Below are 23,659 nucleotides of genomic sequence, written 5' to 3'. Positions count from 1 at the left end.
GTCAACCGCGCGGCTGCGTCGCCGCGAGCGGCTCGCCCACGGGGATGACGTCGTTGAGGGCGCAGAAATCGATGATGGCGCGCATCTGTGCCGGCGCGTTGACGAAGCGCAGGCTCGCGCCGGCCGCGCGTGCATCGCGCACCCAGGCCAGCAGCAGGGCGACGCCCGCGCTGTCGACCCGGGTCACGCCGGACAGGTCGATGACCGTCTCCGCGCCGTGCTCGAACCAGTGTTCGGACTCGCGCAGGCGCTGCGGCGCGGTCTCGGCGTCGAGCTCGCCGGAGACCGCGGCGGTGGCTTCGCCCGGCTCGCCCACGTTCAGCCGTCCGAGTTGTAGCGGGATTCCATGCGCTCGATGAGCGACTCCAGACCGCCGTTGCGGATCTGCGAGTTGAACTGGCCGCGGTAGTTGGTCACGAACGAGAGATTGCCGACGCTGCCGTCGTAGATCTTCCATTCATCGTCGACCACGTGCATCTGCAGGCTCACCGGGAACTTGTCGCCTTCATCGTCGGTGATCTGCGCGCGGAAGGTGATGTCCTCGGCGTCGTCATCGCCGCGGACCGGCAGATACTCGATGCGCTGCTGATCCTTGAAGCTGAGCAGGCCGTTGCCGTAGGTCCGGATCAGCATGTTCTGGAACGCCTCCTGGAAGCGTTCGCGCTGCTCCGGCGAGGCGGTGCGCCAGGCGCGGCCGAGCACCAGCTGCGACATGTATTGCATGTCGACCAGCGGCACCAGCTCCTGCTCGATCAGCGTGTAGAGTTCCTGCGGGTTCTGGCGCAGCTCGTCGCGGCGGCCCTCCATGCTGTCGAGGATCGTCTGCACGGTCTCGCGCGCGAGCTCTTCCGGCGGTTTCGGTGCGGCGAGCGCAATCGCCGGCAGCAGAAGCGACAGCGCGAGCGCCTGGAGCAGGCGCTTCACGAAAGGGGAGCGGGTGTTGCGCGTCATGGCGGATTTACTCTGCAGGTAATATTGGATAAGTCTCGGCCGGGCGGCATTAATCCGGCCTGAATCGACCGGCTCAGGGAAGCGCCTCGTCCTCGGAGGACGCGCCGCGCGAACCGGCGTCGCCGGCCCCCATGCTGGTCATGAACTGGCCGATGAGCTGTTCCAGCACGACGGCGCTCTGGGTGATGATGAAGCGGTCGCCGTCCTCCATGTTCTCCATGGCGCCGCCCGGACCGACGCCGATGTACTGTTCGCCGAGCAGGCCCGAGGTCAGAATCTGGGCGTCGGAGTCGCGCGGGATCTTGTAGCGGCCGTCGATGCGCAGCGTGGCCACCGCCTGATAGGACTGCTGGTCCAGCGTGATGTCGGCCACGCGACCGATGCGCACCCCGGCCATATTGACCGGCGATCCCTCGTTGAGGCCGCCGATGTCGTTGAAGGCCGCGGTGACGGTATAGCCGTCGATGCCGCTGGTATCGGTCAGGTTGCTGACGCGCATGGTGAGGATGAAGATCGCCGCGATCCCGAGGCACACGAAGAAGCCGACGAGTATTTCCACTGCACGAGACTGCATAGACTGATCCTGATTTCCGCCGAGCAGGCTAGTTGCCGCCGAACAGCACGGCGGTCAGCATGAGATTGGCGCCGAGGATGGCGAGCGAGGCGATCACGACCGTATTGGTCGTCGCCCGCGAGACGCCCTCCGAGGTGGGGGGCGCATGATAACCCTGATAGACCGCGACCCAGGTCACGATGGCGCCGAACACGCCGCTTTTGAGGAACACGTTGATGATGTCGCCGCCGAAATCGACGTTGGACTGAATGCCGCTCCAGTAGGAGCCGGCGTCCACGCCCAGCATGTCGACGCCGACGAAGTAGCCGCCGCCCGCGCCGATCGCCATGACGCAGAAGATGGCGGTGAGCAGGGGCAGGGCGATCACGCCTGCGGCGAAGCGCGGCGCCACGATCCGGCGCACCGGGTCCACCGCCATCATCTCCATGCCGGACAGCTGGTCGGTGGCCTTCATCAGGCCGATCTCGGCGGCCAGCGCGCTGCCGGCACGGCCGGCGAACAGCAGGCCGGTGACCACGGGGCCGAGTTCGCGTACCACGACCAGCGCGACCGAGGTGCCGAGGGCCTCTTCCGCGCCGAAATCCACGAGCAGCCGATAGCCGGACAGGGCCAGCACCATGCCGACGAACACGCCCGCCACGACCACGATGACCAGCGAGAGCACGCCCACCGAATAGATCTGCTCGACCAGCAGCCGCGGCTTGGTCACCAGCGAGGGCAGATTGCGCAGGATGCGCACGAGAAAGAGCGCCGCCCGGCCGAGTTCGGCGATCCAGTCGGTGGCGGTGTGGACGATGGCCCGGACGTCGCTCATCCGCGCTCTCCCGTGAGCAGCTCGTCGGCGTAGGGCGCGCCGTGATAATGGAAGGGCACCGGCCCGTCGGCCTCCGCGTGGATGAATTGCTGCACCCAGTCGGAGCGCGAGTTGCGGATGTCGTCGGGCGTGCCGTGGTCGATGACCGTGGCGTCCGAGATCACGTAGACGTAGTCGGCGATGCCCAGCGTCTCCTTGACGTCGTGGCTGACCACGATCGCGGTCAGGCCGAGCACGTCGTTCAGACGCCGTATCAGCCGCAGCAGCACGCCCATCGAGATCGGATCCTGGCCGGCGAACGGCTCGTCGTACATGATCATCTCGGGGTCGAGGGCGATCGCCCGCGCCAGCGCCACGCGCCGGGCCATGCCGCCCGACAGCTGGGCGGGATACAGCCCGCGCGCGCCGCGCAGACCCACGGCCTCGAGCTTCATGAGCACGATGTCGCGGATCAGGCGTTCGGGCAGCCGCGTGTGCTCGCGCAGCGGAAAGGCGACATTGTCGTAGACCGACAGGTCGGTGAGCAGCGCCCCGGACTGGAACAGCATGCCCATGCGCTTGCGCTGTTCGAACAGCTCGCGCTGCGACATGCGGGCGACCTCGGCGCCGTCGAAGCGCACCGAGCCGCGCGCTGCGCGCCACTGGCCGCTGATCAGCCGCAGCAGCGTGGTCTTGCCGGTGCCGCTGGGCCCCATGATCGCGGTGATCCGCCCGCGCGCGATGTCCACGTCGACGCCGTCGTAGATCACGTGCGCGCCGATCGCGAAGTGCAGATCGCGCACCTCGACGAGGAGATCGCTGTTGTCACGGGGCCGCGCAGGCCCGGGAGTCTCTGGAGTCATGAGCCGTCACGCGCGGAACTTGCGCGCAAGCCTATCAGATGGGAACGCCGGATCCGTGCTCTACGTCGTTGATCCCGAGGGCGATGCAGAGCTGGGCGCCGAGATCGTCGGCCACCCGGTCCAGATCGCCGGGCCCGCCGAAATCGGCGATCTGGGTCATGGTCAGGCCGTGATAGCCGCAGGGATCGATGCGTGAGAAGGGCTCCAGGTCCATGTTCACGTTCAGCGCCAGGCCGTGATAGCTCGCGCCGCGGCGCACGCGCAGGCCCACCGAACAGATCTTGGCGCCGTCCACATAGACGCCGGGGGCGTCGGGTTCGGCGCGGGCGGCGATGCCGTAGCCGGCCAGCGTGGCGATCACGGCGTTCTCCAGCGCGCTGACGAGGCTGCGGATGCCGATGCCGTGCCGGCGCAGATCCAGCATCAGATAGGCCATGATCTGGCCGGGCCCGTGATAGGTCACCTGGCCGCCGCGATCGATGGGCACGACCTCGATGTCGCCCGGTGCCAGCACGTGCTCCGGGCGGCCGTTCTTGCCCTGGGTGAACACCGGCGCGTGGTTGAGCAGCCACAGCGCGTCCGGCGTTCCGGGCCCGCGCTCGTCGGTGTAGGCCTGCATCCGGTGCCATACGGGGCGATAGGCCAGCGGCGCCCAGCCGTGGCGGCGAATGGCCAGCGGTGGCGCGCTCACGAACGACTCACAGCGCCATGACGATGTCGTCGCTCGCGGTCAGCGCCGCATAGATCGCGTCCAGCTGCGCCTGGCTCTGGGCGGTGATGTGTGCGGTCACGGACACGAAACGGCCGCCGCTGCTCTCGCGCCGCGACAGATCGGCGTGGGTGAGTTCGGGCACATGGGGCTTGAGCAGGTCGTGGACGATGGTCTCGAAGCCCTCGCCCTGCCGGCCGAAGGCCTTGACGGGGAACCGGCAGGGGAATTCGAGTAGCGTCTCGCGGTCGTCACTCATGGAGTCCAGCCTGCAGCCAGCCGCGGACCCGCGTCCAGAGCGGCCCGGGCACACCGTCGCCCACGGTGGCGCCGTCCAGCCGGGTCACGGGGAATATCTCGCGCGTCGACGACGTGATCCAGACCTCCTCGGCGGCGCGCAGCGCCTCGGGGGTGAGTGTATCCACCTCGGCGTGGTCCAGTGCCTGGGCGCGCGCGATCCCGAGCACCACCCCGCGGGTGATGCCCGGCAGGATGGTGGGCCGCAGCGCCGGCGTGACCAGGCGGCCGTCGATCACGGCGAACACGTTTGAGGAGGTGCCCTCCAGTACGGCGCCGTCGCGCACCAGGATCGCCTCGGTCGCGCCCTCGGCCCGGGCGGCGTCCGCGGCCAGCACGTTGGCCAGCAGCGAGGTCGACTTGATGTGACAGTCGCGCCAGCGCGTGTCGTCGGTGGTGATCGCCGCCAGGCCCGCGGCCAGGGCCTCGGGGTCGGGCGCGGCGCGGGTCTGGCAGAAGGCGACGACCGTGGGCTCGACGTCGTGCGGGATGCGGTGATCGCGGCGCGATGGCGCGCCGCGCGTCACCTGCAGATAGATCGCCAGATCACCGCCGCCGTTGACCTCGACGAGTTCGGCAAGCAGTGCCCGCCAGCCGTCAATGCCGTGCGGGTCGGCGATCCCAAGGGCGTCGAGACTGCGGGCCAGCCGCTGCAGGTGGTCGTCCATGCGAAAGGGGGTCCCGGCATAGACCGGGATCACCTCGTAGACGCTGTCCGAGAACAGGAAGCCGCGATCCAGCACGGACACGCTCGCATCCGCGAGCGGCAGGAAGCGGCCGTTGACCCAGGCGGTGTCGGGGGCGGTGTCGGTGCGCATGGCGGCCTACTCGAACATCATCATGACTTCGTCGGTCAGGCGGCGGATGATGCCGCCCTCGGCAATGGCCTGGCCGGCGTAGAGCGGCACTTCGGCCAGCGTCTTGTCGCCGTACTTGACGTGCAGGGTGCCCAGGCGCTCGCCGTCCTTGACCGGCGCGCTCAGGTTGGACGGCAGTTCGGCGCTGGTGGACAGCTCGTCGCGCTTGCCGCGCGGATAGGCCACGTGGACGGCGCCGTCGGCGACCACCGGCAGCATGGTCTCGTCGCCCTTCCAGACACGGATTTCGGAGATCTGCTTGTCGGCGTCGAACAGCTGGCTGCTCTCGTAGAAACGAAAGCCGTAGTTCAGCAGTGCCTGGCTCTGCGATTTGCGGGCGTTGTTCGAATCCGTGCCGGTGACCACCGAGACCAGCCGCATGTCGTCGCGCTTGGCGGTCGCCGCAAGGCAGTAGCCGGCGGATTCGGTATGGCCCGTCTTGCCGCCGTCCACGCTGTCGTCGGACCACAGCAGCGAATTGCGGTTGTACTGCTCGATGCCGGCGTAGGTGAACTTCTTCTGGTGAAAATATTGGTCGTAGAGGTCGGGAAAGTCGCGCACGATCGCGCCCAGCAGGCGTGCGATGTCGTGTGCGCTCATCACGTGGTCCTCGTGCGGCCAGCCGCTGGCGTCCACGAAGTGGCTGTCGGTGAGCCCGAGATCCCGCGCGTACTGGTTCATGTAGTCCGCGAAGGAGGATTCCGTGCCGCCCACGTGCTCGGCCAGCGCCACGGTCGCGTCGTTGCCCGAGGAGGTGATCATGCCGTGCAGCAGATCGTCCACGCTGACCTGCTCGCCGACCTCGATGAACATCTTCGAGCCGCCCATCTGCCAGGCCTTCTCGCTGATCGTGACCTTGTCGTCGAGGGCGATGTTGCCCTGGTCGATCTCGTCGAACAGGATGTAGGTCGTCATCAGCTTCGTGATGCTGGCCGGCTCGATCGCCTTTTCCGCATTCTTGGCGGCCAGCACCTGGCCGGAATCGAAGTCCACCAGAATGTAGCTGCGCGCCTCCAGATTCGGCGGTTCCGGGATCGGCAGCGAGGCAGCGAGCACCGGCGTGGCGACGAAAAGCAGAACAACGGCATGGAAAAGGCGAGTGGCGTGGTGCATCGACTTCGACTCGGTGGCGTGGAGGTGACTGGGCCGGCGACCCGGGAGTTTATCGTGCAGCTCGGCTGCGGGCTAACGTTCGACCGCGCGCACGGCGAAGCCGCGGTCGGTCAGGATCTGCTGGGACGATCTTCGGCTGCGCGGATCGTCGAAGGGCCCGACGCGCACCCGGTACAGGGGCGTGGCCGCGCTCGGCTCGATGATCGACACGCGTTCGAAACCGGCGGCTTCGAGGCGTGTGCGCAACCGGTCCGCGTTGGCGGCTTCGCCGAAGGCGCCGGCCTGGAGATACAGGCGCGGGCTCCGGCGGCGTGACGGCGGGCCGTCGGCGACCGGAATCGCGCGGCCGGCGGAGCTGGAGGCGCTCCCGGATGGGGCCTCGCGGCGCCTGTTTTCCGTTGCGGGCGCCGACGAGGTTGCGGTGCGCCGGGTGGCGCGTTCGGGTGGCGCGGCTTCCTCGCGCTCGGCGCCCAGGCTCGCCGGCGTGACGGTCTCGATGCGCACGGGGGCGCTGCCGCGCTTGACCACGCCCAGGCGCCGTGCGGCGACGTAGGACAGATCGATGATGCGGTCATCGTGGAACGGCCCGCGATCGTTGACGCGTACGATCGCGCGCTTGCCGTTGTCGAGATTGGTGACGCGGACATAGCTCGGGATGGGCAGGCGCTTGTGCGCCGCCGTCATCTTGAACATGTTGTAGTCCTCGCCGCTCGAGGTGCGTCGGCCGTGGAACTGACGTCCGTACCAGCTCGCACGGCCGGTCTGGGAAAATCCGGCCGCGCTTTCGAGCACGTAGTACGTCTTGCCGAGCGCTTCGTAACTCGCCGGATTGCCGTATTTCGATTTCGGCTCGTCGCGCGGCACGGCGTCCTCGATCGAGTCGAGGTCGATGCGCTCGTCATCGGGCGGGCCGTCGTTCTGATAGTAGCCACCACCACCACCGCCGCCTGAACCGCCGGCACCCGAGCCCGAAGTGCTTGCGCAGCCGGCCAGCATCAGCGCCGCGAGCGTCGCGGTCGCCGGGATCCAGGCACCACGCATCAGCCCGCGGCGTCCTGGCGGGCCGCCGCGATCTCCTGGCCGAGCTGGTAGACGGCCATGGCGTAGAGCGGACTGTGGTTGTAGGTCGTGATCACGAAGAAGTTGTTCAGCGCGACCCAGTACTCGGTGCCGTGGGCGCCGTCGAACTCCAGCAGCCCCACGCGGGCGTCATCGGCCGGCGGCGCGTCCACCCGGATGCCGAGCCGGCGCAGCGCGTCCCAGCGGTAGGCCGGTTCGCGTTCGCTGCGCTCGATGTCGTCGATCTGATCGGCGTCGCCCACCCAGGCGGGCAGGGCGACGCGGGCCTTGTCCTGCCAGCCGTGCTCGGCGAGATAGTTGGCCACGGAGGCGATGATGTCGGCCGGTTCCTCCCAGAGATCGCGCCGGCCGTTGTCGTTGCCGTCCACCGCGTAGGCGCGATAGCTGGAGGGCATGAACTGCGGCAGGCCCATGGCCCCCGCGTAGGAGCCGACCTCGCGGTCGCATTCGAGCGACTCCTCAACGCAGAGCTGGATGAAACCCTCGAGCTCGCGGGTGAAGTAGTCGCTGCGCTCCGGATAATCGAAGGCCAGCGTGGCCAGCGCGTCGAGCACGCGGTCGTTGCCCAGCACGCGGCCGTATTTCGTCTCCACGCCGATGATCGCGGCGACGATATGGGGCGGCACGCCGGTCTCGTCGGCGACGCGGTCGAAGATCTCGCGATGCTCGGCGATATAGTCGGCGCCGAGCGCGGCCCGCTCGGCCTGCAGGAAGATCGGCCGATAATCGCCCCAGGTCAGCGTGCGTTCGGCGGGCGTGCGCATCTTCTCGACGATTTCCGGCTGGTACTCGGCCTCGACGAGCAGCGCGCGGGCGGCGTCGATGTCGACGCCGTCGACGCGCTCCAGCCGCTCTAGCAGGGCCCGTCCGGCCTCGCGCTCGGCGTAATTGCCGCCCGGCGCGGCGAACAGGGGCGCGGCGGCCAGCGCCAGCGTGATCAGGGCGAGGGATCGAATCATGTGGCGAGCAGCTTCCGGTGGGTGTGGATGGACATGAGGATGCCGAAGGAGGCGAGCAGGATCACCATCGAGGTGCCGCCGTAGCTGATCAGCGGCAGGGGCACGCCGACCACGGGCATCAGCCCGGCGACCATGCCGATGTTGACGAACACGTAGATGAAGAAGGTCAGGCTCAGGCTGCCGGCGGCCAGCCGCTGGAAGGTGTCCTGGCTCTTGGCGGCGATGTACAGCCCGCGGGCCACGATGAAGCAGTAGAGCGCGAGCAGGGCGATCACGCCGAACAGGCCGGTCTCCTCGGCGAAGACGGCGAACACGAAGTCCGTGTCCGACTCCGGCAGGAAGTTCAGATGCGCCTGGCTGCCGTTGAGCCAGCCCTTGCCGAACAGCCCGCCCGAGCCGATCGCGATCTTGGACTGGGAGATATGGTAGCCGGCGCCGGTCGGGTCGCTGGCGGGGTTGAGGAACGTCAGCACCCGTGCCTGCTGGTACTCGTGCATGTTGAACCACAGCAGCGGTGCGGCGGCCGCGGCCAGCAATGCGAGCACGAGAATGACGCGCCAGCGCAGGCCGGCGAAATAGATGGCGAAAGCCCCGGCGGTCGCGACCAGCAGCGCGGTGCCCAGATCGGGCTGGTCCGCGATCAGCGCCGCGGGGACGGCGATCATGGCCGCGGCGACGGCGACCCGGCCGAGCGTCGGCGGCAGGCTCTTGTCGTGGAAATAGGCCGCGATCGCCAGCGGCGCGGCCAGTTTCATGATCTCCGACGGCTGGAACCGCATGAAGCCGAAGTCCAGCCAGCGCTGCGCGCCCATCGCGGTATCGCCGACCAGGATCACGAGCGTCAGCAGCGCCACACCGAGGGTGAACAGCCAGGGCGCACCGACGCGGAACCATTCGGGTGGGATCTGGGCGACCATGAGCATGCCGAGGATGCCGATCCCGAAGCGGATCGCCTGGTTGAGGACCAGCGTCGTCGACTGGCCTGACGCGCTGTAGAGCACGAACAGGCCGACCGCGCCGCAGCACAGCAGGGCGACCAGCAGCTGCAGGTCGATGCGCCAGTAGACCAGCCACTCCGAAAGCGTGGACGGGGCGTTGGCCGCGGTCTGCGTGGTCATTGCGGCGTCTCCCTGTTGGCCTGAAGCATCGGCTGATCGGCGCGGTAGGCGTCGATGACCCGGCGCGCGATGGGCCCGGCCACGCTCGAGCCGCCGCCGCCGTGCTCGACGACCACGGCCACCGCGATCTCCGGGCTCTCCACCGGCGCAAAGGCCACGAACAGGGCATGGTCGCGAAAGCGCCGTTCCACGTCCTCGATGTCGGGTGCCGCCTGGTTCTGGGCCAGGCCCGCCACCTGCGAAGTGCCGGACTTGCCGGCGATCGAGTAGTCGAGATTCTGGCCGACATAGTGGTGCGCGGTGCCGCGCGGCGCTGAGACGACATCGACCATGCCGTCGATGACCACCTGCCAGTGATCGCGGTCCTCGAGATCGATCGGCGCGAGCGGTCGCGCCGGCGCACTCTGAAAGTTCTCGTCGGACGGCGCCTTCCAGCCGTTCAGCACATGCGGCTGGTAGCCGGCTCCGCGCTCGGCGATCAGGCTCGTCATCTGGGCGAGCTGCAGCGGCGTGGCGGTCATGAAGCCCTGCCCGATGACCGTGTTCAGCGTTTCGCCCGGGTACCACGGCAGATCGCGCGCGCCGCGTTTCCAGTCGCGGGAGGGCATGATGCCGCTGGATTCCCGCGGCAGGTCGATGCCGGTCGGGCTGCCCAGGCCGAACATTGCGCCGTAGCGGTGCAGGTTGTCGATGCCGAGCTTGAGCGCGAGCTTGTAGAAATAGACGTCGGAGGAACGATAGATCGCTTCGCGCATGTCCACCCAGCCGTGGCCCGTACGCTTCCAGTCGCGGTAGCGGCGTTCGCTGCCCGGCAGGGTGATGTAGCCTGGGCACCAGACCTTCTTCGTCGCGGGAATCGCGTCGGTCTCCAGCCCGGCCAGGGCCATGACCGGCTTGATCGTGGAGCCGGGCGGATAGCGGCCCTGCATGGCGCGGTTGTAGAGCGGCATGTGGGGGTCGGCGGTGAGCTGCCGGTACTTGTCGCCGCTGATGCCGTCGACGAACAGGTCCGGTTCGTAGCTCGGCTTGGAGACCATGGCAAGCACGCCCCCGGTCTCCGGGTTCATCGCCACCACGGCGCCGTCGTTGTCGCCCAGCGCCTCGTAGGCCGCGCTCTGCAGGCGGGCGTCGACGGTCAGATAGAGGTTCTCGCCGGCCGTCGGGCGGTTCATTTCCAGTTCCCGCAGCGCCCGGCCGCCGGCGTTGGTCTCGACCACGCGCGAACCGGGATAGCCGTGCAGCCGGGACTCGAAGCTGTATTCGGCGCCGGCTTTGCCGATGTGGTTGGAGCCGCGATAGCGCGTGTTGTCGACGTGGCCGAGATCCTGGGCGGTGATGCCGCCGACATACCCGACCAGATGCGCGGCCACGCGGCCCAGCGGGTAGTGGCGCGTCAGGCCGGCACGGATCTCGACGCCCGGGAACGCCCCCCGGTTGACCTCGAATCGTGCCACCTCGCGCTGGCTGAGATTCAGGCGGATGGGCACGCCGCGAAAATGCGGCGTCTTGGACAGCCGGTCGCGAAAGCGCTGGCGATCGGCCTCGCGGATCTCGACGACCTCGTCCAGACGATCCAGCGTGGCATCGAGGTCCTCGACCTGCTCGGCCACGATCTCGAGCCGATAGGCCGGCAGGTTGTCGGCCAGCACCACCCCGTTGCGGTCATAGATGAGCCCGCGTACCGGCGGGATCACCTGGACCCGCATGCGGTTGTCCTGCGAGCGGGTCTCGTAGTAGGCGTGTCGGTAGACCTGCAGATAGGCCACGCGGGCCACGAGGGTCGCGACCATGACGCCCAGCACCGTGCCGACGACGAGCGTGCGCACGACAAACAGACGTCGTTCCGCGGCGTGGTCCTTGATCGCGTCGTCTGCGGCCATGCTCGTGTATGTGCTCCCGTCCCCTCGCGCCCTGTCCGGGCAGGCATTCATGAATGCGGCGTTTATCCGCCGGCTCAGTTGTTTAGAGCCGAAACTTCAACGTCTTCATCATCCGACCTCGAATTCGGCGATCCGTTCCAGAAGGAAGGCCCAGAAAGGCCAGATCAGCAGCGTCGTCAGCACCGGCAGCCAGCGCCACCACTGATTGACCTCCGCACCGGCGACGCCGTCGATCCAGAACAGCACGAACTCGTAGGCCACGATGGCCGGCGTCATCAGCAGACTCTGCTGCCACAGCGGAAAGCTCCAGAGCAGCTCGCGCATCTGTACCACCAGATACGCCGCGACCGCGAGCGCCAGGCCGTGTTCGGCGAACGGCGTGCCGTAGAGGACGTCGATCAGGATGCCGCAGACCCAGGCCGCGATCAGGCCGAAGCGCAGCGGCTGCATGAGCACCCAGAACAGCACCGTGGCCGGATAGAAGGCCGGCCGGGCCGCGGCCAGGGCCTCCGGCAGCGGCAGCAGCGTAAGCAGTAGCCCCATTCCCAACGTGAACAGGAGCATCAACCCGCTCACGTGATGATTGATAATCATCGTGCGTCGCTTCCGGCGTCGGCCCCGTTCGCGCGGTTCTCGGTGGCCCCAGCGTCATCGGCATCGCCCGCGGCGGATTCGTCGGCCGGTGGCTGGTCGGCTTTCCTCGCGGTGTCGCTGGTCCATACCAGCAGCACTTCCCGACCTCGGTTGAGATGGGCCGTGGGTTCTGCGACCACGTCCAGGAATTCGTCGCCCGGCTTGTGATCCACGTGCTCGACGCGGCCGACCGGATAGCCCGCCGGATAGCGGCCGCCGAGCCCCGAGGAGACCAGCAGATCGCCGCTCTGGACATCCGCGTTGTTGGCCAGGAACGGCAGCCGCAGCTCGTCCGACCGGCCGGTGCCCTGGGCGATCGTCTGCAGTCCGGTGCGATTGATCTCCACCGGAATGCCGTGATTGGCGTCCGTGATCAGGATCGCGCGCGAGTCGAGCGGGGTGACGTCGGTCACCTGGCCCATGATGCCGTTGGCGTCGATCAGCGCCTGGCCCTTGAAGACCCCGTCCGAGCTGCCCTTGTTGAGCTTGATGCGATGGCGGTACGGATCGGGCGTGACCGACAGCACGCGAGCGATCAGCACGTTCTGATCCAGAGAACTCGCCGAGGCGAGCAAGGCGCGGATGCGTTCGTTCTCGGCCTCGAGTGCGGCCAGCCGCTGCAGCCGCGCCCGCAGCAGCAGCACCCGGCGGTTGAGGGCCTCGTTGTCCTCGATCAGTTCGCCGCGGTTGAAGTAGCGGCCGAGGTAGTCGGCCACGTCGCCGGGCATCTCCGCGGCGATCTGGACCGGCTGCAGCGCGATCGCGAGCGTGCCGCGCACCGGGGCGAGCGCATCGTGCGCGTTGTCGACCATCATCAGCACGACCGAGACGATCGCGATCGCGACGATCTTGATCCCCGGCGAGACACGGCGACCGAGCAGGGGGCCCTTGTTGTCCTCGTCGTCGGCGAATCCGCGCACTTAAAGCCCGTGTCGTTGGAAACCGTCGCCGCTCGTCGCCGGACGCCCCGGCGCGGCGCATCGCGCACCGCCCGTCATGCGCCTGGCCGGGCGGCGGGGACGGGCGTCCGGGTCTGTGTCCTGGCAGCACGGCTGCGGGCCGTCGGCGTACTCGTCATGCGTACCCCGCCGTACGGTGGCGACAATATTGACGGTGAAGAATAGGGGCGCGCGGCGGCGCCGCGCAACTCGCGGGCCGGCCTATTCCAGCGCGAAGACCTGGCCCGCCTTGCGGTCGATCATCTCAAGCAGGATGCCGCCGCCGCGGGCCACGCACGTCAGCGGATCGTCGGCCACGATCACCGGCAGGCCGGTCTCCTCGGAGATCAGCTTGTCCAGATCGGCCAGCAGCGCGCCGCCGCCGGTCAGCACGATGCCGCGTTCGGCCACGTCCGAGCCCAGCTCCGGCGGGGTCGACTCCAGCGCCAGCTTGACAGCGCTGGTGATGTTGGACAGCGGCTCCTGCAGGGCGTCGAGCACCTCGTTGGAGTTGAGCGTGAAGCTGCGCGGCACGCCCGCCGACAGATGCCGGCCGACCACCTCGATCTCCTTGACCTCGTGGCCGGGGAAGGCGGTGCCGATCTGGTGCTTGATCGACTCCGCCGTGGCCTCGCCGATGAGCATGTTGTACTGGCGTCGGACGTAGTTGACGATCGCTTCGTCGAACTTGTCGCCGCCGGTACGCACCGACTCCGCGTAGACGATGCCGTTGAGCGAGATCACCGCAACCTCCGAGGTGCCGCCGCCGATGTCGAGCACCATCGAACCGCGGGCCTCGCTGATCGGGATGCCGGCGCCGATGGCCGCGGCCACCGGCTCCTCGACCAGATACACGCGGCGCGCGCCGGCGTTGGAGGCCGATTCGCGGATCGCCCGGCGCTCGACCTGGGTCGAGCCGTAGGGCACGCAGACCAGCACGCGCGTCATCGGCCGCAGGAAGCGCTTCTTGTGCACCTTGCGGATGAAGTGCTGGAGCATCTTCTCGGTGACCGTGAAGTCGGCGATCACGCCGTCCTTGAGCGGCCGGATGGTGCTGATATGGGTCGGGGTGCGCCCGAGCATGCGCTTGGCGTCGGCGCCGACCGCCTCGATACGCTTGCCGCCGCGGGCATCGGTGCGCACCGCCACGACCGACGGTTCGTCGAGCACGATGCCCTGGTCGCGGGCGTAGACCAGCGTATTGGCCGTGCCGAGATCGATCGATAGATCGTTGACGAACAGGCCGCGAAAATTATCCAGCATTAGAGGGGCACCCGAGCGCAAGTACGATACAGCGCGCCAGCCACGCGCTGCCGTGTCGCGCCTTCGGGCGCGACGCGGTCAAGGGCGCAATGCTAGCAACGGGGGTGGGCCACGGCAACGCCGCGGTTCGGCAAGCGGTCAATTATGCTAGTTTTATGCGCCGCGCTGCGGTGCGCGGGCATTCACCGACAGACCCAAGACAGGCAAGCACTCGTGAGTCTGACCGACGATCAGGTACGCAACGTGGCGCGGCTGGCGCGCCTGGGCCTCGACGATGCGCGCGTCGCCGAGCATGCCGGCGAACTGTCGAACATCATCGACGTGTTCGAGTCGCTGGCGCAGGTCGATACCGACGGCGTCGAGCCGATGGCGCATCCGCTGGATCTGACCGCCCGGCTGCGCCCCGACGAGGCCGTGCCGGTGACCACGCGAGACGCCTTCCAGGCGATCGCGCCGGCCGTGGCCGACGGCGTCTACCTCGTGCCGAAGGTGATCGAATGACGGCCGAAGACGGCATCCGGTCGCTGGTCGCGCGCCGCGCCGCAGGCGAGATATCGGCCGCCGAGATCGCCGCGCACTATCTCGAGCGCATCGAGCGCCACGACGGCGACCTCAACACCCTCATCAGCGTCTGTGCCGAACGCGCCCGCGCCCAGGCCGAGGCGGTCGACGCCGGCACCGCCGCGGACGGGCCGCTGGCCGGCCTGCCGCTGATCCACAAGGACATCTTCTGCACCGAGGGCGTGAATACGAGTTGCGGTTCGCGCATGCTCGATAACTTCATCGCGCCCTACGACGCGACCGCCGTGGCGCGTCTGGCCGCGGCCGGCGCGGTCACGCTCGGCAAGGCCAACATGGACGAGTTCGCCATGGGCTCGTCGAACGAGACCAGCTACTACGGCCCGGTGCGCAACCCGTGGAACCGCGACTACGTGCCCGGCGGCTCCTCCGGCGGTTCGGCGGCTGCGGTGGCCGCCGGGCTCGCGCCCGCGGCCACCGGCACCGACACCGGCGGTTCCATCCGTCAGCCCGCGGCCCTGTGCGGCGTGACCGGCATCAAGCCGACCTACGGCCGGGTGTCGCGCTACGGCATGATTGCCTTCGCCTCGAGCCTCGACCAGGGCGGCTGCTTCGCGCGCTCGGCCGAGGACTGCGCCCACGTGCTCGGCGCCATGGCCGGCTTCGACGCGCGCGACTCCACCTGCGTGGAGCGGGACGTGCCCGATTATGCCGCGGCCCTGGACGGCGACATCCGCGGCCTGCGCATCGGGCTGCCGAAGCAGTACTTCGCCGACGGCCTGGAGGCGGGCAGCCGCGCGGCCATCGACAGGGCGATCGCGGAACTCGAGGGCCTCGGCGCCGAGCTCGTCGAGATCGATCTGCCGCACACCGATCTCGCGGTATCGACCTATTACGTGATCGCGCCGGCCGAGGCCTCGTCGAATCTGGCCCGCTACGACGGCGTGCGCTACGGCCACCGCTGCGCCGATCCGGTCGATCTGGACGATCTCTACAGCCGCTCGCGGGCCGAGGGCTTCGGCCGCGAGGTCCAGCGCCGCATCATGATCGGCGCCTATGTGCTCTCGGCCGGCTACTACGACGCCTACTACGTCAAGGCGCAGCAGACGCGACGGCTGATCGCCGACGATTTCACGCGCGCCTTCGCCGACGTCGACCTGATCGCCGGGCCGGTCACCCAGGCGCCGGCCTTCCGGCTGGGCGAGAAGCTCGACGATCCGGTGTCGATGTATCTCAACGACGTCTACACGCTGCCCGCCAGTCTGGCCGGGCTGCCCGGCATGTCGGTGCCGGCCGGCTTTGTCGAGGGGCTGCCCGTGGGTCTGCAGCTGCTCGCGCCGTGGTTCGAGGAGGGGCGTCTGCTCAACGCCGCCCATGCCTTCCAGCAGGCCACCGACTGGCACACGCGCCGTCCGCCGGGCTACGAGTCGCAGGAAACGCCATGAACTGGGAAGCGGTGATCGGGCTGGAAGTCCATATCCAGCTCGCCACACAGAGCAAGATCTTCTCCACGGCGCCGACCGCCTACGGCGCGGCGCCCAACGCCCAGGCCAGCGCGGTCGATATCGCGCTGCCGGGCGTGCTGCCGGTGATCAATGCCGGCGTGATCCGCATGGCCACGCGCTTCGGTCTGGCCATCGACGCCACGATCGCGCCGCGGTCGGTATTCGCGCGCAAGCATTATTTCTATCCGGACCTGCCCAAGGGCTATCAGATCAGCCAGTACGAACTGCCGATCGTCGCCGGCGGGCATCTGGACATCACCGTGGCCGGCCGCGACAAGCGCGTGGGCATCACCCGCGCGCATCTGGAGGAAGACGCCGGCAAGTCGCTGCACGAGGCGTATGACCGCGAGACCGGCATCGACCTCAACCGCGCGGGTACGCCGCTGGTGGAGTGCGTCTCCGAACCCGACATGACGAGCGCGGCTGAGGCCGCGGCCTACGCCCGCAAGCTGCACTCGCTGGTGACCTATCTGGGCATCTGCGACGGCAACATGGCCGAGGGCTCGTTCCGGATCGACGCCAACGTCTCGGTGCGGCCGGCGGGCAGCGCCGAGTTCGGCACCCGGACCGAGACCAAGAACGTCAACTCCTTCCGTTTTCTGGAAAAGGCGATCCACTTCGAGATCGAACGCCAGATCGACGTACTCGAATCCGGTGGCACCGTCGTCCAGGAGACCCGGCTCTACGATCCCGAGGCCGACGAGACCCGCAGCATGCGCAGCAAGGAGGAAGCGCACGACTACCGCTACTTCCCCGATCCGGATCTGCTGCCGGTGGCGATCGACGCCGACTTCATCGAGGCCGAGCGCGCGGACCTGCCCGAGCTGCCCGACGCCAAGCGCGCGCGTTTCGTCGCCGACTACGGCCTGGGCGACGACGACGCCGCGTCGCTGACACAGTCGCGCGTGCTCGCCGACTATTTCGAGGCCACCGTGGCCGCCGCCGGCGGTGACGCGGCGAGCCAGGGCAAGCCCGCGGCCAACTGGATCATGGGCGATCTCTCCGGTGCGCTGAACCGCGAGGGTCGCGGCGTGGACGCCTCGCCGGTGAGCCCGTCCCAGCTCGGCGGCCTGATCGCGCGCGTCGCCGACGGCACCATCTCGGGCAAGATCGGCAAGGAGGTCTTCGAGGCGCTGTTCGCCGGTGAGGGCGAGTCCGCGGACGCGATCATCGAGGCCCGTGGCCTGCGGCAGATCACCGACACCGGCGCCATCGAGGGCTATGTGGACCAGGTCATCGCCGACAACCCGGACCAGGTCCAGCAGTATCTCGACGGCAAGACCAAGATCGTGGGCTATCTCGTCGGCCAGGTCATGAAGGCCTCGCAGGGCAAGGCCAACCCCAAAGACGTCAATCGGATGCTCGTCGCCAAGCTCGACGCGCTCTAGCCTCCGTCGAGGCGTATTCCCCGGCGCCGGAGGACGGTGCGCGATGACAGTGGGTACGCGAGACGGGCCCGATTGCACACGGATTGCCGACAGGGCTCGGTGGACGCCGGGTTCCACCGGTCCGGGCTTGGCCGCCGTGCGGGCTTGCCGGCCGATCCGCGACGGTGGGCGTGGCCGGCAGCGCCGAGCTGGCCCCTTCGGTCGCACGGCCCTGGCCGCAGACGCCGCGGGTTCGACGCGTTAGCCTGTCGCGCAGAGGTTTTTCGACTCGGTAGCAGGGCATGCAGCAGACACTGTCGTTCGAGACCCCGGGGCGCTCCACCCGGGACATCACCGCCGACGTGAACGCGGTGGTGCGTGCGGCCGGCGTGGCCGTCGGCGTGTGCCACGTCTTCATCCGCCACACCTCGGCCTCGCTGATGATCTGCGAGAACGCCGACCCGAGCGTGCGCGAGGACGTCGAGCGCTGGATGGCGAAGGCCGTGGTCGACGGCGACCCCATGTTCGAGCACGACATGGAAGGCCCCGACGATATGCCCGGTCATATCCGCAGCATCCTCACTGGCATGGATCTCACGGTGCCGATCACGGACGGCGCGCTCAATCTGGGCACCTGGCAGGGGATCTATCTTTACGAACACCGAAGCGCGCCGCATCGCCGCGACGTGGTGGTCACGCTTATGCCCGCCGCGGGGTAGCGGCCTCTCGCGGCGCGGCGGGCATTCGTCGACTCCCCGACGCCACCAAGGGAAGCGAGGCGCGCCGCCGTTCGGTCGTGTGCTGCGTATTATCCGAAAATAAATAATAAGATAGACAAGGAGTAGCCTCATGCGAATTCCCCGACGCCGGGTGGCCGCGATCGCGCTCGCCCTGCTGGTCTCGTGCGGCGCGCCCGCGGCCGAACGTACGGCGACGCTGCACGAGATCACCGCCCAGGGCGAAGCGGGCGCGGTCGGCACGATCACGTTCACCGACACGGCGCATGGCCTGCTCGTCACCCCGGATATGCAGGGCCTGGCAAGCGGGGGCGCGCATGGCATGCATATTCATGCCAGGGGCGATTGCGGCCCGCGGGAGGGCTCGCACGGCCATGCGATGGCCGGCGGGGCCGCGGGCGGCCACTACGACCCGGACGATACGCAGCGCCACGAAGGCCCCTACGGGGAAGGCCATCTCGGCGATCTGCCCAATCTGATCGTGGCCGCCGACGGCGCTGCCACGATTTCGGTGCTGGCACCGCGGCCGACGGTCGCCGACCTGGACGGGCGTGCCGTCATGGTCCACGGCGCGGCCGATCACTATGACGGCCACGGCGATCACGAGCACGGCAAGGGCGGCGTGCGCATGTACTGCGGGGTGATCGAGTAGGCGCGCCCGGCAGAAGCGCGATCCGCGCGCAGGGTCGCCACCGCGGCGTCGTCCAGGCCCGTGTCGCCCGGGATCGCGGGGTAGCAGATCCGAGACTTCAGGCGGTCGGTGTGCTGCCGCGGTAAACCCCGGCCCTCGGCTCGCCACAGCGAGTGGTTCAACCCCATGAAAGCGATGTGAGAGTTGGAAGCTGCGCCGCATGTCGTCGGCCGGCGGGCGCCTGTCCGAAGATCGGCCCGCTCGCGGCGACCGGGCGCGAGATCGAGCCGCGGCGGCGCACCGCGCGTGCGGTCGGCCGCGACCCAGCCGGGCCGTGGCCCGTGCATCGCCGAAGGGGCGCCGTCGGCCGGCGCCCCCGTGGCGGGCGTTTCGGCGTGGCCCTAGTGCAGGAAGTGGCGGATACCCGTGAAGACCATGGCGATGCCGGCCTCGTCGGCGGCGGCGATGACCTCGTCGTCGCGGATGGAACCGCCGGGCTGGATCACCGCCCGGATGCCCACCTTCGCGGCGGAGTCGAGCCCGTCGCGGAAGGGGAAGAACGCGTCCGAGGCCATCACCGAGCCTGCGACTTCTAGGCCGGCGTCGGCGGCCTTCTGGCCGGCCAGCCGGGCCGAATCCACGCGGCTCATCTGGCCTGCGCCGACGCCGATGGTGCGGCCGTCGCGGGCGTAGACGATGGCGTTGGACTTGACGTACTTGGCCACCCGCCAGGCGAACAGCAGATCCTGCAGCTGGGTGCCGTCGGGCTGGGTCTCGGTGACGACCTGCAGCTTGTCGCGCTCGAACAGCAGGCTGTCGGCGTCCTGGACCAGCAGCCCGCCCGCGATCGGCTTGAGCGCATAGCCGGGCGTGGCCGCGGGCTTGAAGTCGCCGGTGGCGAGCACGCGCAGGTTCTTCTTCTTCGCGAACACCGCCAGGGCCGCGTCGGCGATGTGCGGGGCGAGGATGACCTCCGCGAACTGGTTGGCGACGATGCGCTCCGCGGTGGCTGCGTCCAGCGTCTCGTTGAAGGCGAGGATGCCGCCGAAGGCCGAGACCGGGTCGGTGGCGAAGGCGCGCTCGTAGGCGGTGGTCAGATCCGGAGCCACGGCGACGCCGCAGGGGTTGGCGTGCTTGACGATCACGCAGGCCGGGGCCTGGTCGAAGGCACGCACGGCCGCCAGCGCGGCGTCGGCGTCGGCGAGGTTATTGTAGGACAGCGCCTTGCCCTGGCAGACGCGGGCGTCGACGAGGCTGCCGGCGACCGGCGTGTCGCCGGCGTAGAGCGCGGCCCGCTGGTGCGGGTTCTCGCCGTAGCGCAGCGACTGCCGCTTGTGCCAGGCCGGTGCGAAGCGATCCGGCAGCGCGTCGTCGGTCGCGGCCGGGGCGTCGCTGCCGTTCAGGTAGCTGGCGATCGCGTGGTCGTAGGCGGCGGTGTGGTTGAAGCCCTTGGCCGCCAGCCGGGCGCGGGTGGCGTCGGTGGTGCCGCCGCTGGCGGCCAGGTCGGTCAGGACGGCGTCATAGTCCGCGGCGTCGACCACCAGCGTGACGTGGGCGTGGTTCTTGGCCGCGGCCCGCAGCATGGCCGGGCCGCCGATGTCGATCGTCTCGATGGCCTCGTCGCGGCTGCAGTCCGGCCGGGCGACGGTCTGCTCGAACGGATAGAGGTTGACCACCACCAGGTCGATGGGCGCGATCGCGTGTTCGGCCATCACCGCGTCGTCGGTCCCGCGCCGGCCGAGAATGCCGCCGTGGATCTTGGGGTGCAGCGTCTTCACGCGGCCGTCCATGATCTCGGGCGCGCCGGTGTGCTCGGCCACGTCGGTCACGGAGACGCCGGCCTCACGCAGGGTGCGCGCCGTGCCCCCGGTGGACAGGATCTCGACGCCGTGGTCCTCGGCCAGGCGGCGGGCGAAATCGGCCACGCCGGTCTTGTCGGAGACGCTGATCAGGGCACGGCGGATCGGGGTCGGCTCGCTCACGTCGGTGGAAGTCCTCTCGAAAAAGAAAAAGCCCGCGAGGCGGGCGGATGGCTTCGGGGCGCCCGGCTACTGGGCGATGTCGTAGGCGCGCAGTTTCTTGCGCAGCGTGCCGCGGTTGATGCCGAGCATCTCGGCGGCGCGCGACTGATTGCCGCGGCTGTACTCGAGCACGCGCTCGAGCAGCGGCTTCTCCACCTGCTCGAGCACCATGTGATAGAGATCGCAGGGCGGCGCGGAGCCGTTCAGCGACTCGAAATAGCGATCGATGCTCGTGCTCACGTAGTGGCTGAGCGGCAGGGCATCGGCGTCCGGGTCGGTCTGCGTCATCCGTTCTCGAGGCGCGCGGGCGGGTTAAGGACTCGAAACTATAACGGCAAAGCCGGGCGATAGAAAGGCGACTTTCGGCGATGCCGCCCCGCGCCGTCCCTCGCCGCGCGACAGGCCGCGAAGCGGGCTGCCGGCGATACTCGGACGGGCGCGGTGCCGACGCGCGTCGGAGCGCCGCGACAGCCGGCTCGGACACGGCCAAGCGGCGCCGTCCCGGAACGACGTGGCCGGCGATGGTCGGCGCCCCTGCCGGCACCGAGTCCGGGACATCGAGCGGGATCGAGCGCCGGCCGCGCCCGAGCGCGCTCGCCGGGGTCAGCCCGCCGGGCGGCGGGCGTCGAGGCGGACCCAGTCGTCGCGGTGCGCGTCGCCGGCCAGCGTGAAGCCGGTGGCGATGTAGGCGGCGGACACGGCCTCGCGCTGGCGGGTCAGCAGGCCCGAGAGCAGCAGATCGCCGCCGGGCGCGGTGAGGGCGTGCAGCGTGGGCGCGAGATCGATCAGCGGCTGGGCCAGGATATTGGCCAGCACGATGTCGAAGGGGCCGTGCTCGATGGCGTCCATCGGCGGCGTGGCGACGGCGTCGGCCACACCGTTGCGCGCGGCGTTGTCGCGGGTGGCGCGCACCGCCTGGTCGTCGATGTCGACCGCGGTCACCGAGGCCGCGCCCAGGCGCGCCGCGGCGATGGCGAGAATGCCCGAACCGCAGCCGTAGTCCAGCACCCGCCGGCCGGCCAGATCGGTCCGGGCCAGCCACTCCAGACACAGGGCGGTGGTGGCATGGGTGCCGGTGCCGAAGGCCAGGCCCGGATCCAGGCGGACCACCACGGCGTCCTCGTCGGCGTCCACCGGCGCGCTGTGCGGGGCGATCCAGAGCCGTTCGCCGAAGCGCAGCGGCGGATGCTGCGACAGCCAGGCGCCGGCCCAGTCCTGGTTCGCCAGCGTCTCGGTGGCCGCCGAGACGTCGTCGCCGAGGACGTCGCGTAGCACCGCCAGGATCGGCTCGGCCGGCGTGCCGTGGGTGAACAGGCCGACCACGCGCGCGGCGTCGAAGTCCGGCTGCGCGTGCGGGGCCTCCTCGGCCACCAGATCGTCGCCGGCGTCGAGCACGGTCACCGCATCGGCGCCGTGTTCCTCGAACACGGCCTCGGCCAGTGCGGCCCGCGGTGTGGTGACGGTGATCTGCAGCCAGGCTGGCGCCTCAGCCGTCGTCACTTTCGTCCCGCAGCTTCTTCTCCAGGAAGTGGATGGACACGCCGCCCTCGATATGCGCGGGGTCGTGGATGATGCGCTTGTGCAGGGCGATGTTGGTGTGGATGCCCTCGACCACCATCTCCGACAGTGCCATGTCGAGCCGCTTGCGCGCGGATTCGCGGGTGTCGCCGTAGGCGATAAGCTTGCCGATGAGCGAGTCGTAATGCGGCGGCACGCTGTAGCCGGCATAGATGTGCGAATCCATGCGGATGCCGGGGCCGCCGGGCGCGTGATAGGCCTCGATCTTGCCCGGAGAGGGCACGAACGTCTGCGGATGCTCGGCGTTGATCCGGCACTCGATGGCATGCCCGCGAATGTGGATGTCGTCCTGGGTGTAGCGCAGCTCCTGCCCGTCGGCGATGCGCAGCTGCTCGCCGACGAGGTCCACGCCGGTGACCATCTCGGTGACCGGGTGCTCCACCTGGATGCGCGTGTTCATCTCGATGAAGTGGAACTCGCCGTTCTCGTACAGGAACTCGAACGTGCCCGCGCCGCGATAGCCGATGCGCTTGCAGGCGTCCACGCAGAGCTGGCCGATCTGGTTGCGCTGTTCCTCGGTGATGCCGGGCGCCGGTGCCTCCTCGACCACCTTCTGGTGGCGGCGCTGCGGCGAGCAGTCGCGCTCGCCCAGATGGATCGCGTTGCCGTGGTTGTCGGCGAGCACCTGCACCTCGATGTGGCGCGGCAGCTCGAGATACTTCTCCATGTAGACCGACGGGTTGCCGAAGAAGCTCGCGGCCTCGCGGCGCGCCATGTCGATCGCGCCGGACAGCGCGCTGGCCTCGTAGACCACGTGCATGCCGCGGCCGCCGCCGCCGCCCGCGGCCTTGATGATGACCGGGAAGCCGATCTTCTGCGCGAGCTTGCGGTTGGCGGCGTCGTCGGCGGCCAGCGGACCGCCGGAACCCGGCACGCAGGGCACGCCCGCGGCCTGCATCTCCTGGATGGCCGAGGTCTTGTCGCCCATCAGGCGGATCGTTTCCGCCCGCGGGCCGATGAACGTGAAGCCGGACTGCTCGACGCTCTCCGCGAAGTCGGCGTTCTCGGAGAGGAAGCCGTAGCCCGGGTGGACGGCCGTCGCGCCGGCCACCTCGGCCGTGCTCATGAGCGTGGCCATGTTGAGATAGCTTTGCGTGGCCGACGGCGGCCCGATGCAGACCGCCTCTTCGGCCAGCAGCACGTGTTTCTGATCGCGGTCGGCGGTGGAATAGGCCGCGATCACCGGGACGTCGAGTTCGCGGCAGGCGCGCAGGATGCGCAGCGCGATTTCGCCGCGATTGGCGATTAGAACTTTGCCCAGCATAGGAGTGGC

25 protein-coding genes are annotated in these 23,659 nt (G+C 69.1%); 5 read left to right on the top strand and 20 right to left on the bottom strand.

Features of this window, described 5'->3' with window-relative positions; all coding sequences use genetic code 11:
* Position 1: 1 nt before the first annotated feature.
* The 16 genes from SAHL_RS15015 to SAHL_RS14940 all read right to left on the bottom strand — a co-directional run bounded on the left by SAHL_RS15015 (position 2) and on the right by SAHL_RS14940 (position 14,028).
* A complete protein-coding gene (locus SAHL_RS15015) occupies positions 2 to 316 on the bottom strand; it encodes an STAS domain-containing protein (RefSeq protein ID WP_184947750.1) in 315 nt (104 codons plus the stop codon).
* Positions 317 to 318: 2 nt separating this feature from the next.
* Positions 319 to 951 (bottom strand): MlaC/ttg2D family ABC transporter substrate-binding protein, encoded by a 633-nt coding sequence (locus SAHL_RS15010; RefSeq protein ID WP_123592229.1) that lies wholly within the window; start codon positions 949 to 951, stop codon positions 319 to 321.
* Positions 952 to 1,024: 73 nt separating this feature from the next.
* Positions 1,025 to 1,525 (bottom strand): outer membrane lipid asymmetry maintenance protein MlaD, encoded by a 501-nt coding sequence (gene mlaD, locus SAHL_RS15005; RefSeq protein WP_123592228.1) that lies wholly within the window; start codon positions 1,523 to 1,525, stop codon positions 1,025 to 1,027.
* A gap of 28 nt (positions 1,526 to 1,553) precedes the next feature.
* Positions 1,554 to 2,339, bottom strand: a complete 786-nt coding sequence (mlaE, locus tag SAHL_RS15000) for a lipid asymmetry maintenance ABC transporter permease subunit MlaE (RefSeq protein WP_123592227.1) — start codon at positions 2,337 to 2,339, stop codon at positions 1,554 to 1,556.
* A complete protein-coding gene (locus SAHL_RS14995) occupies positions 2,336 to 3,181 on the bottom strand; it encodes an ABC transporter ATP-binding protein (RefSeq protein ID WP_123592226.1) in 846 nt (281 codons plus the stop codon). The genes mlaE and SAHL_RS14995 overlap by 4 nt, the downstream gene beginning before the upstream one ends.
* A 34-nt stretch (positions 3,182 to 3,215) precedes the next feature.
* Positions 3,216 to 3,872: a lipoyl(octanoyl) transferase LipB gene (lipB, locus tag SAHL_RS14990; protein WP_221177989.1), complete on the bottom strand. Its 657-nt coding sequence runs from the start codon at positions 3,870 to 3,872 to the stop codon at positions 3,216 to 3,218.
* 7 nt (positions 3,873 to 3,879) lie between these two features.
* Positions 3,880 to 4,149, bottom strand: coding sequence for a YbeD family protein (locus tag SAHL_RS14985; protein ID WP_123592225.1), 270 nt, complete (start codon positions 4,147 to 4,149; stop codon positions 3,880 to 3,882).
* On the bottom strand, positions 4,142 to 5,005 hold the full coding sequence (locus SAHL_RS14980; protein ID WP_123592224.1) for a D-amino acid aminotransferase: 864 nt from the start codon (positions 5,003 to 5,005) through the stop codon (positions 4,142 to 4,144). Before SAHL_RS14980 ends, SAHL_RS14985 begins: the two co-directional genes overlap by 8 nt.
* Before the next feature lie 6 nt (positions 5,006 to 5,011).
* Positions 5,012 to 6,157, bottom strand: coding sequence for a D-alanyl-D-alanine carboxypeptidase family protein (locus SAHL_RS14975; protein WP_123592223.1), 1,146 nt, complete (start codon positions 6,155 to 6,157; stop codon positions 5,012 to 5,014).
* Between the two features lie 72 nt (positions 6,158 to 6,229).
* Positions 6,230 to 7,198: a septal ring lytic transglycosylase RlpA family protein gene (locus tag SAHL_RS14970; protein WP_123592222.1), complete on the bottom strand. Its 969-nt coding sequence runs from the start codon at positions 7,196 to 7,198 to the stop codon at positions 6,230 to 6,232.
* Complete coding sequence (mltB, locus tag SAHL_RS14965) at positions 7,198 to 8,196, bottom strand: lytic murein transglycosylase B (protein ID WP_123592221.1); 999 nt, start codon at positions 8,194 to 8,196, stop codon at positions 7,198 to 7,200. The genes SAHL_RS14970 and mltB overlap by 1 nt, the downstream gene beginning before the upstream one ends.
* Positions 8,193 to 9,314 carry a rod shape-determining protein RodA gene (gene rodA, locus SAHL_RS14960; RefSeq protein ID WP_123592220.1) on the bottom strand — a complete coding sequence of 374 codons (1,122 nt, stop codon included), beginning with the start codon at positions 9,312 to 9,314 and terminating at the stop codon, positions 8,193 to 8,195. The genes mltB and rodA overlap by 4 nt, the downstream gene beginning before the upstream one ends.
* The gene (mrdA, locus tag SAHL_RS14955; protein WP_123592219.1) at positions 9,311 to 11,194 is read right to left on the bottom strand and encodes a penicillin-binding protein 2; all 1,884 of its coding nucleotides are present in this window, start codon (positions 11,192 to 11,194) and stop codon (positions 9,311 to 9,313) included. Before mrdA ends, rodA begins: the two co-directional genes overlap by 4 nt.
* A 108-nt stretch (positions 11,195 to 11,302) precedes the next feature.
* The gene (gene mreD, locus SAHL_RS14950; protein ID WP_123592218.1) at positions 11,303 to 11,788 is read right to left on the bottom strand and encodes a rod shape-determining protein MreD; all 486 of its coding nucleotides are present in this window, start codon (positions 11,786 to 11,788) and stop codon (positions 11,303 to 11,305) included.
* Positions 11,785 to 12,747 (bottom strand): rod shape-determining protein MreC, encoded by a 963-nt coding sequence (gene mreC / locus SAHL_RS14945; protein WP_123592217.1) that lies wholly within the window; start codon positions 12,745 to 12,747, stop codon positions 11,785 to 11,787. The genes mreD and mreC overlap by 4 nt, the downstream gene beginning before the upstream one ends.
* A 240-nt stretch (positions 12,748 to 12,987) precedes the next feature.
* Positions 12,988 to 14,028, bottom strand: coding sequence for a rod shape-determining protein (locus SAHL_RS14940; protein ID WP_123592216.1), 1,041 nt, complete (start codon positions 14,026 to 14,028; stop codon positions 12,988 to 12,990).
* A gap of 213 nt (positions 14,029 to 14,241) precedes the next feature.
* Here SAHL_RS14940 and gatC point away from each other — a divergent pair, with 213 nt between their 5' ends.
* The 5 genes from gatC (at position 14,242) to SAHL_RS14915 (ending at position 18,808) form a co-directional block, all read left to right on the top strand.
* On the top strand, positions 14,242 to 14,529 hold the full coding sequence (gatC, locus tag SAHL_RS14935; protein WP_123592215.1) for an Asp-tRNA(Asn)/Glu-tRNA(Gln) amidotransferase subunit GatC: 288 nt from the start codon (positions 14,242 to 14,244) through the stop codon (positions 14,527 to 14,529).
* Complete coding sequence (gene gatA, locus SAHL_RS14930) at positions 14,526 to 15,992, top strand: Asp-tRNA(Asn)/Glu-tRNA(Gln) amidotransferase subunit GatA (RefSeq protein WP_123592214.1); 1,467 nt, start codon at positions 14,526 to 14,528, stop codon at positions 15,990 to 15,992. Before gatC ends, gatA begins: the two co-directional genes overlap by 4 nt.
* A complete protein-coding gene (gene gatB / locus SAHL_RS14925) occupies positions 15,989 to 17,440 on the top strand; it encodes an Asp-tRNA(Asn)/Glu-tRNA(Gln) amidotransferase subunit GatB (protein ID WP_221177988.1) in 1,452 nt (483 codons plus the stop codon). The genes gatA and gatB overlap by 4 nt, the downstream gene beginning before the upstream one ends.
* A 281-nt stretch (positions 17,441 to 17,721) precedes the next feature.
* Positions 17,722 to 18,138, top strand: coding sequence for a secondary thiamine-phosphate synthase enzyme YjbQ (locus SAHL_RS14920; protein WP_123592212.1), 417 nt, complete (start codon positions 17,722 to 17,724; stop codon positions 18,136 to 18,138).
* A gap of 130 nt (positions 18,139 to 18,268) precedes the next feature.
* The gene (locus SAHL_RS14915; protein WP_123592211.1) at positions 18,269 to 18,808 is read left to right on the top strand and encodes a superoxide dismutase family protein; all 540 of its coding nucleotides are present in this window, start codon (positions 18,269 to 18,271) and stop codon (positions 18,806 to 18,808) included.
* Positions 18,809 to 19,188: 380 nt separating this feature from the next.
* Here the strand turns inward: SAHL_RS14915 and purH are convergent, their stop codons facing one another.
* From purH to accC, 4 genes are all read right to left on the bottom strand, one after another.
* The gene (gene purH / locus SAHL_RS14910) at positions 19,189 to 20,769 is read right to left on the bottom strand and encodes a bifunctional phosphoribosylaminoimidazolecarboxamide formyltransferase/IMP cyclohydrolase (protein WP_123592210.1); all 1,581 of its coding nucleotides are present in this window, start codon (positions 20,767 to 20,769) and stop codon (positions 19,189 to 19,191) included.
* Between the two features lie 66 nt (positions 20,770 to 20,835).
* Positions 20,836 to 21,096 carry a DNA-binding transcriptional regulator Fis gene (gene fis / locus SAHL_RS14905; RefSeq protein WP_123592209.1) on the bottom strand — a complete coding sequence of 87 codons (261 nt, stop codon included), beginning with the start codon at positions 21,094 to 21,096 and terminating at the stop codon, positions 20,836 to 20,838.
* Positions 21,097 to 21,411: 315 nt separating this feature from the next.
* On the bottom strand, positions 21,412 to 22,308 hold the full coding sequence (prmA, locus tag SAHL_RS14900; RefSeq protein WP_221177987.1) for a 50S ribosomal protein L11 methyltransferase: 897 nt from the start codon (positions 22,306 to 22,308) through the stop codon (positions 21,412 to 21,414).
* Positions 22,295 to 23,650, bottom strand: coding sequence for an acetyl-CoA carboxylase biotin carboxylase subunit (gene accC / locus SAHL_RS14895; protein ID WP_123592208.1), 1,356 nt, complete (start codon positions 23,648 to 23,650; stop codon positions 22,295 to 22,297). Before accC ends, prmA begins: the two co-directional genes overlap by 14 nt.
* Positions 23,651 to 23,659 lie beyond the last annotated feature (9 nt).

Source organism: Salinisphaera orenii subsp. halophila YIM 95161 (genome assembly GCF_003732545.1).
Classification (GTDB): Bacteria; Pseudomonadota; Gammaproteobacteria; order Nevskiales; family Salinisphaeraceae; genus Salinisphaera; species Salinisphaera orenii_A.
This window is presented reverse-complemented; position numbering and strand designations above follow the sequence as displayed.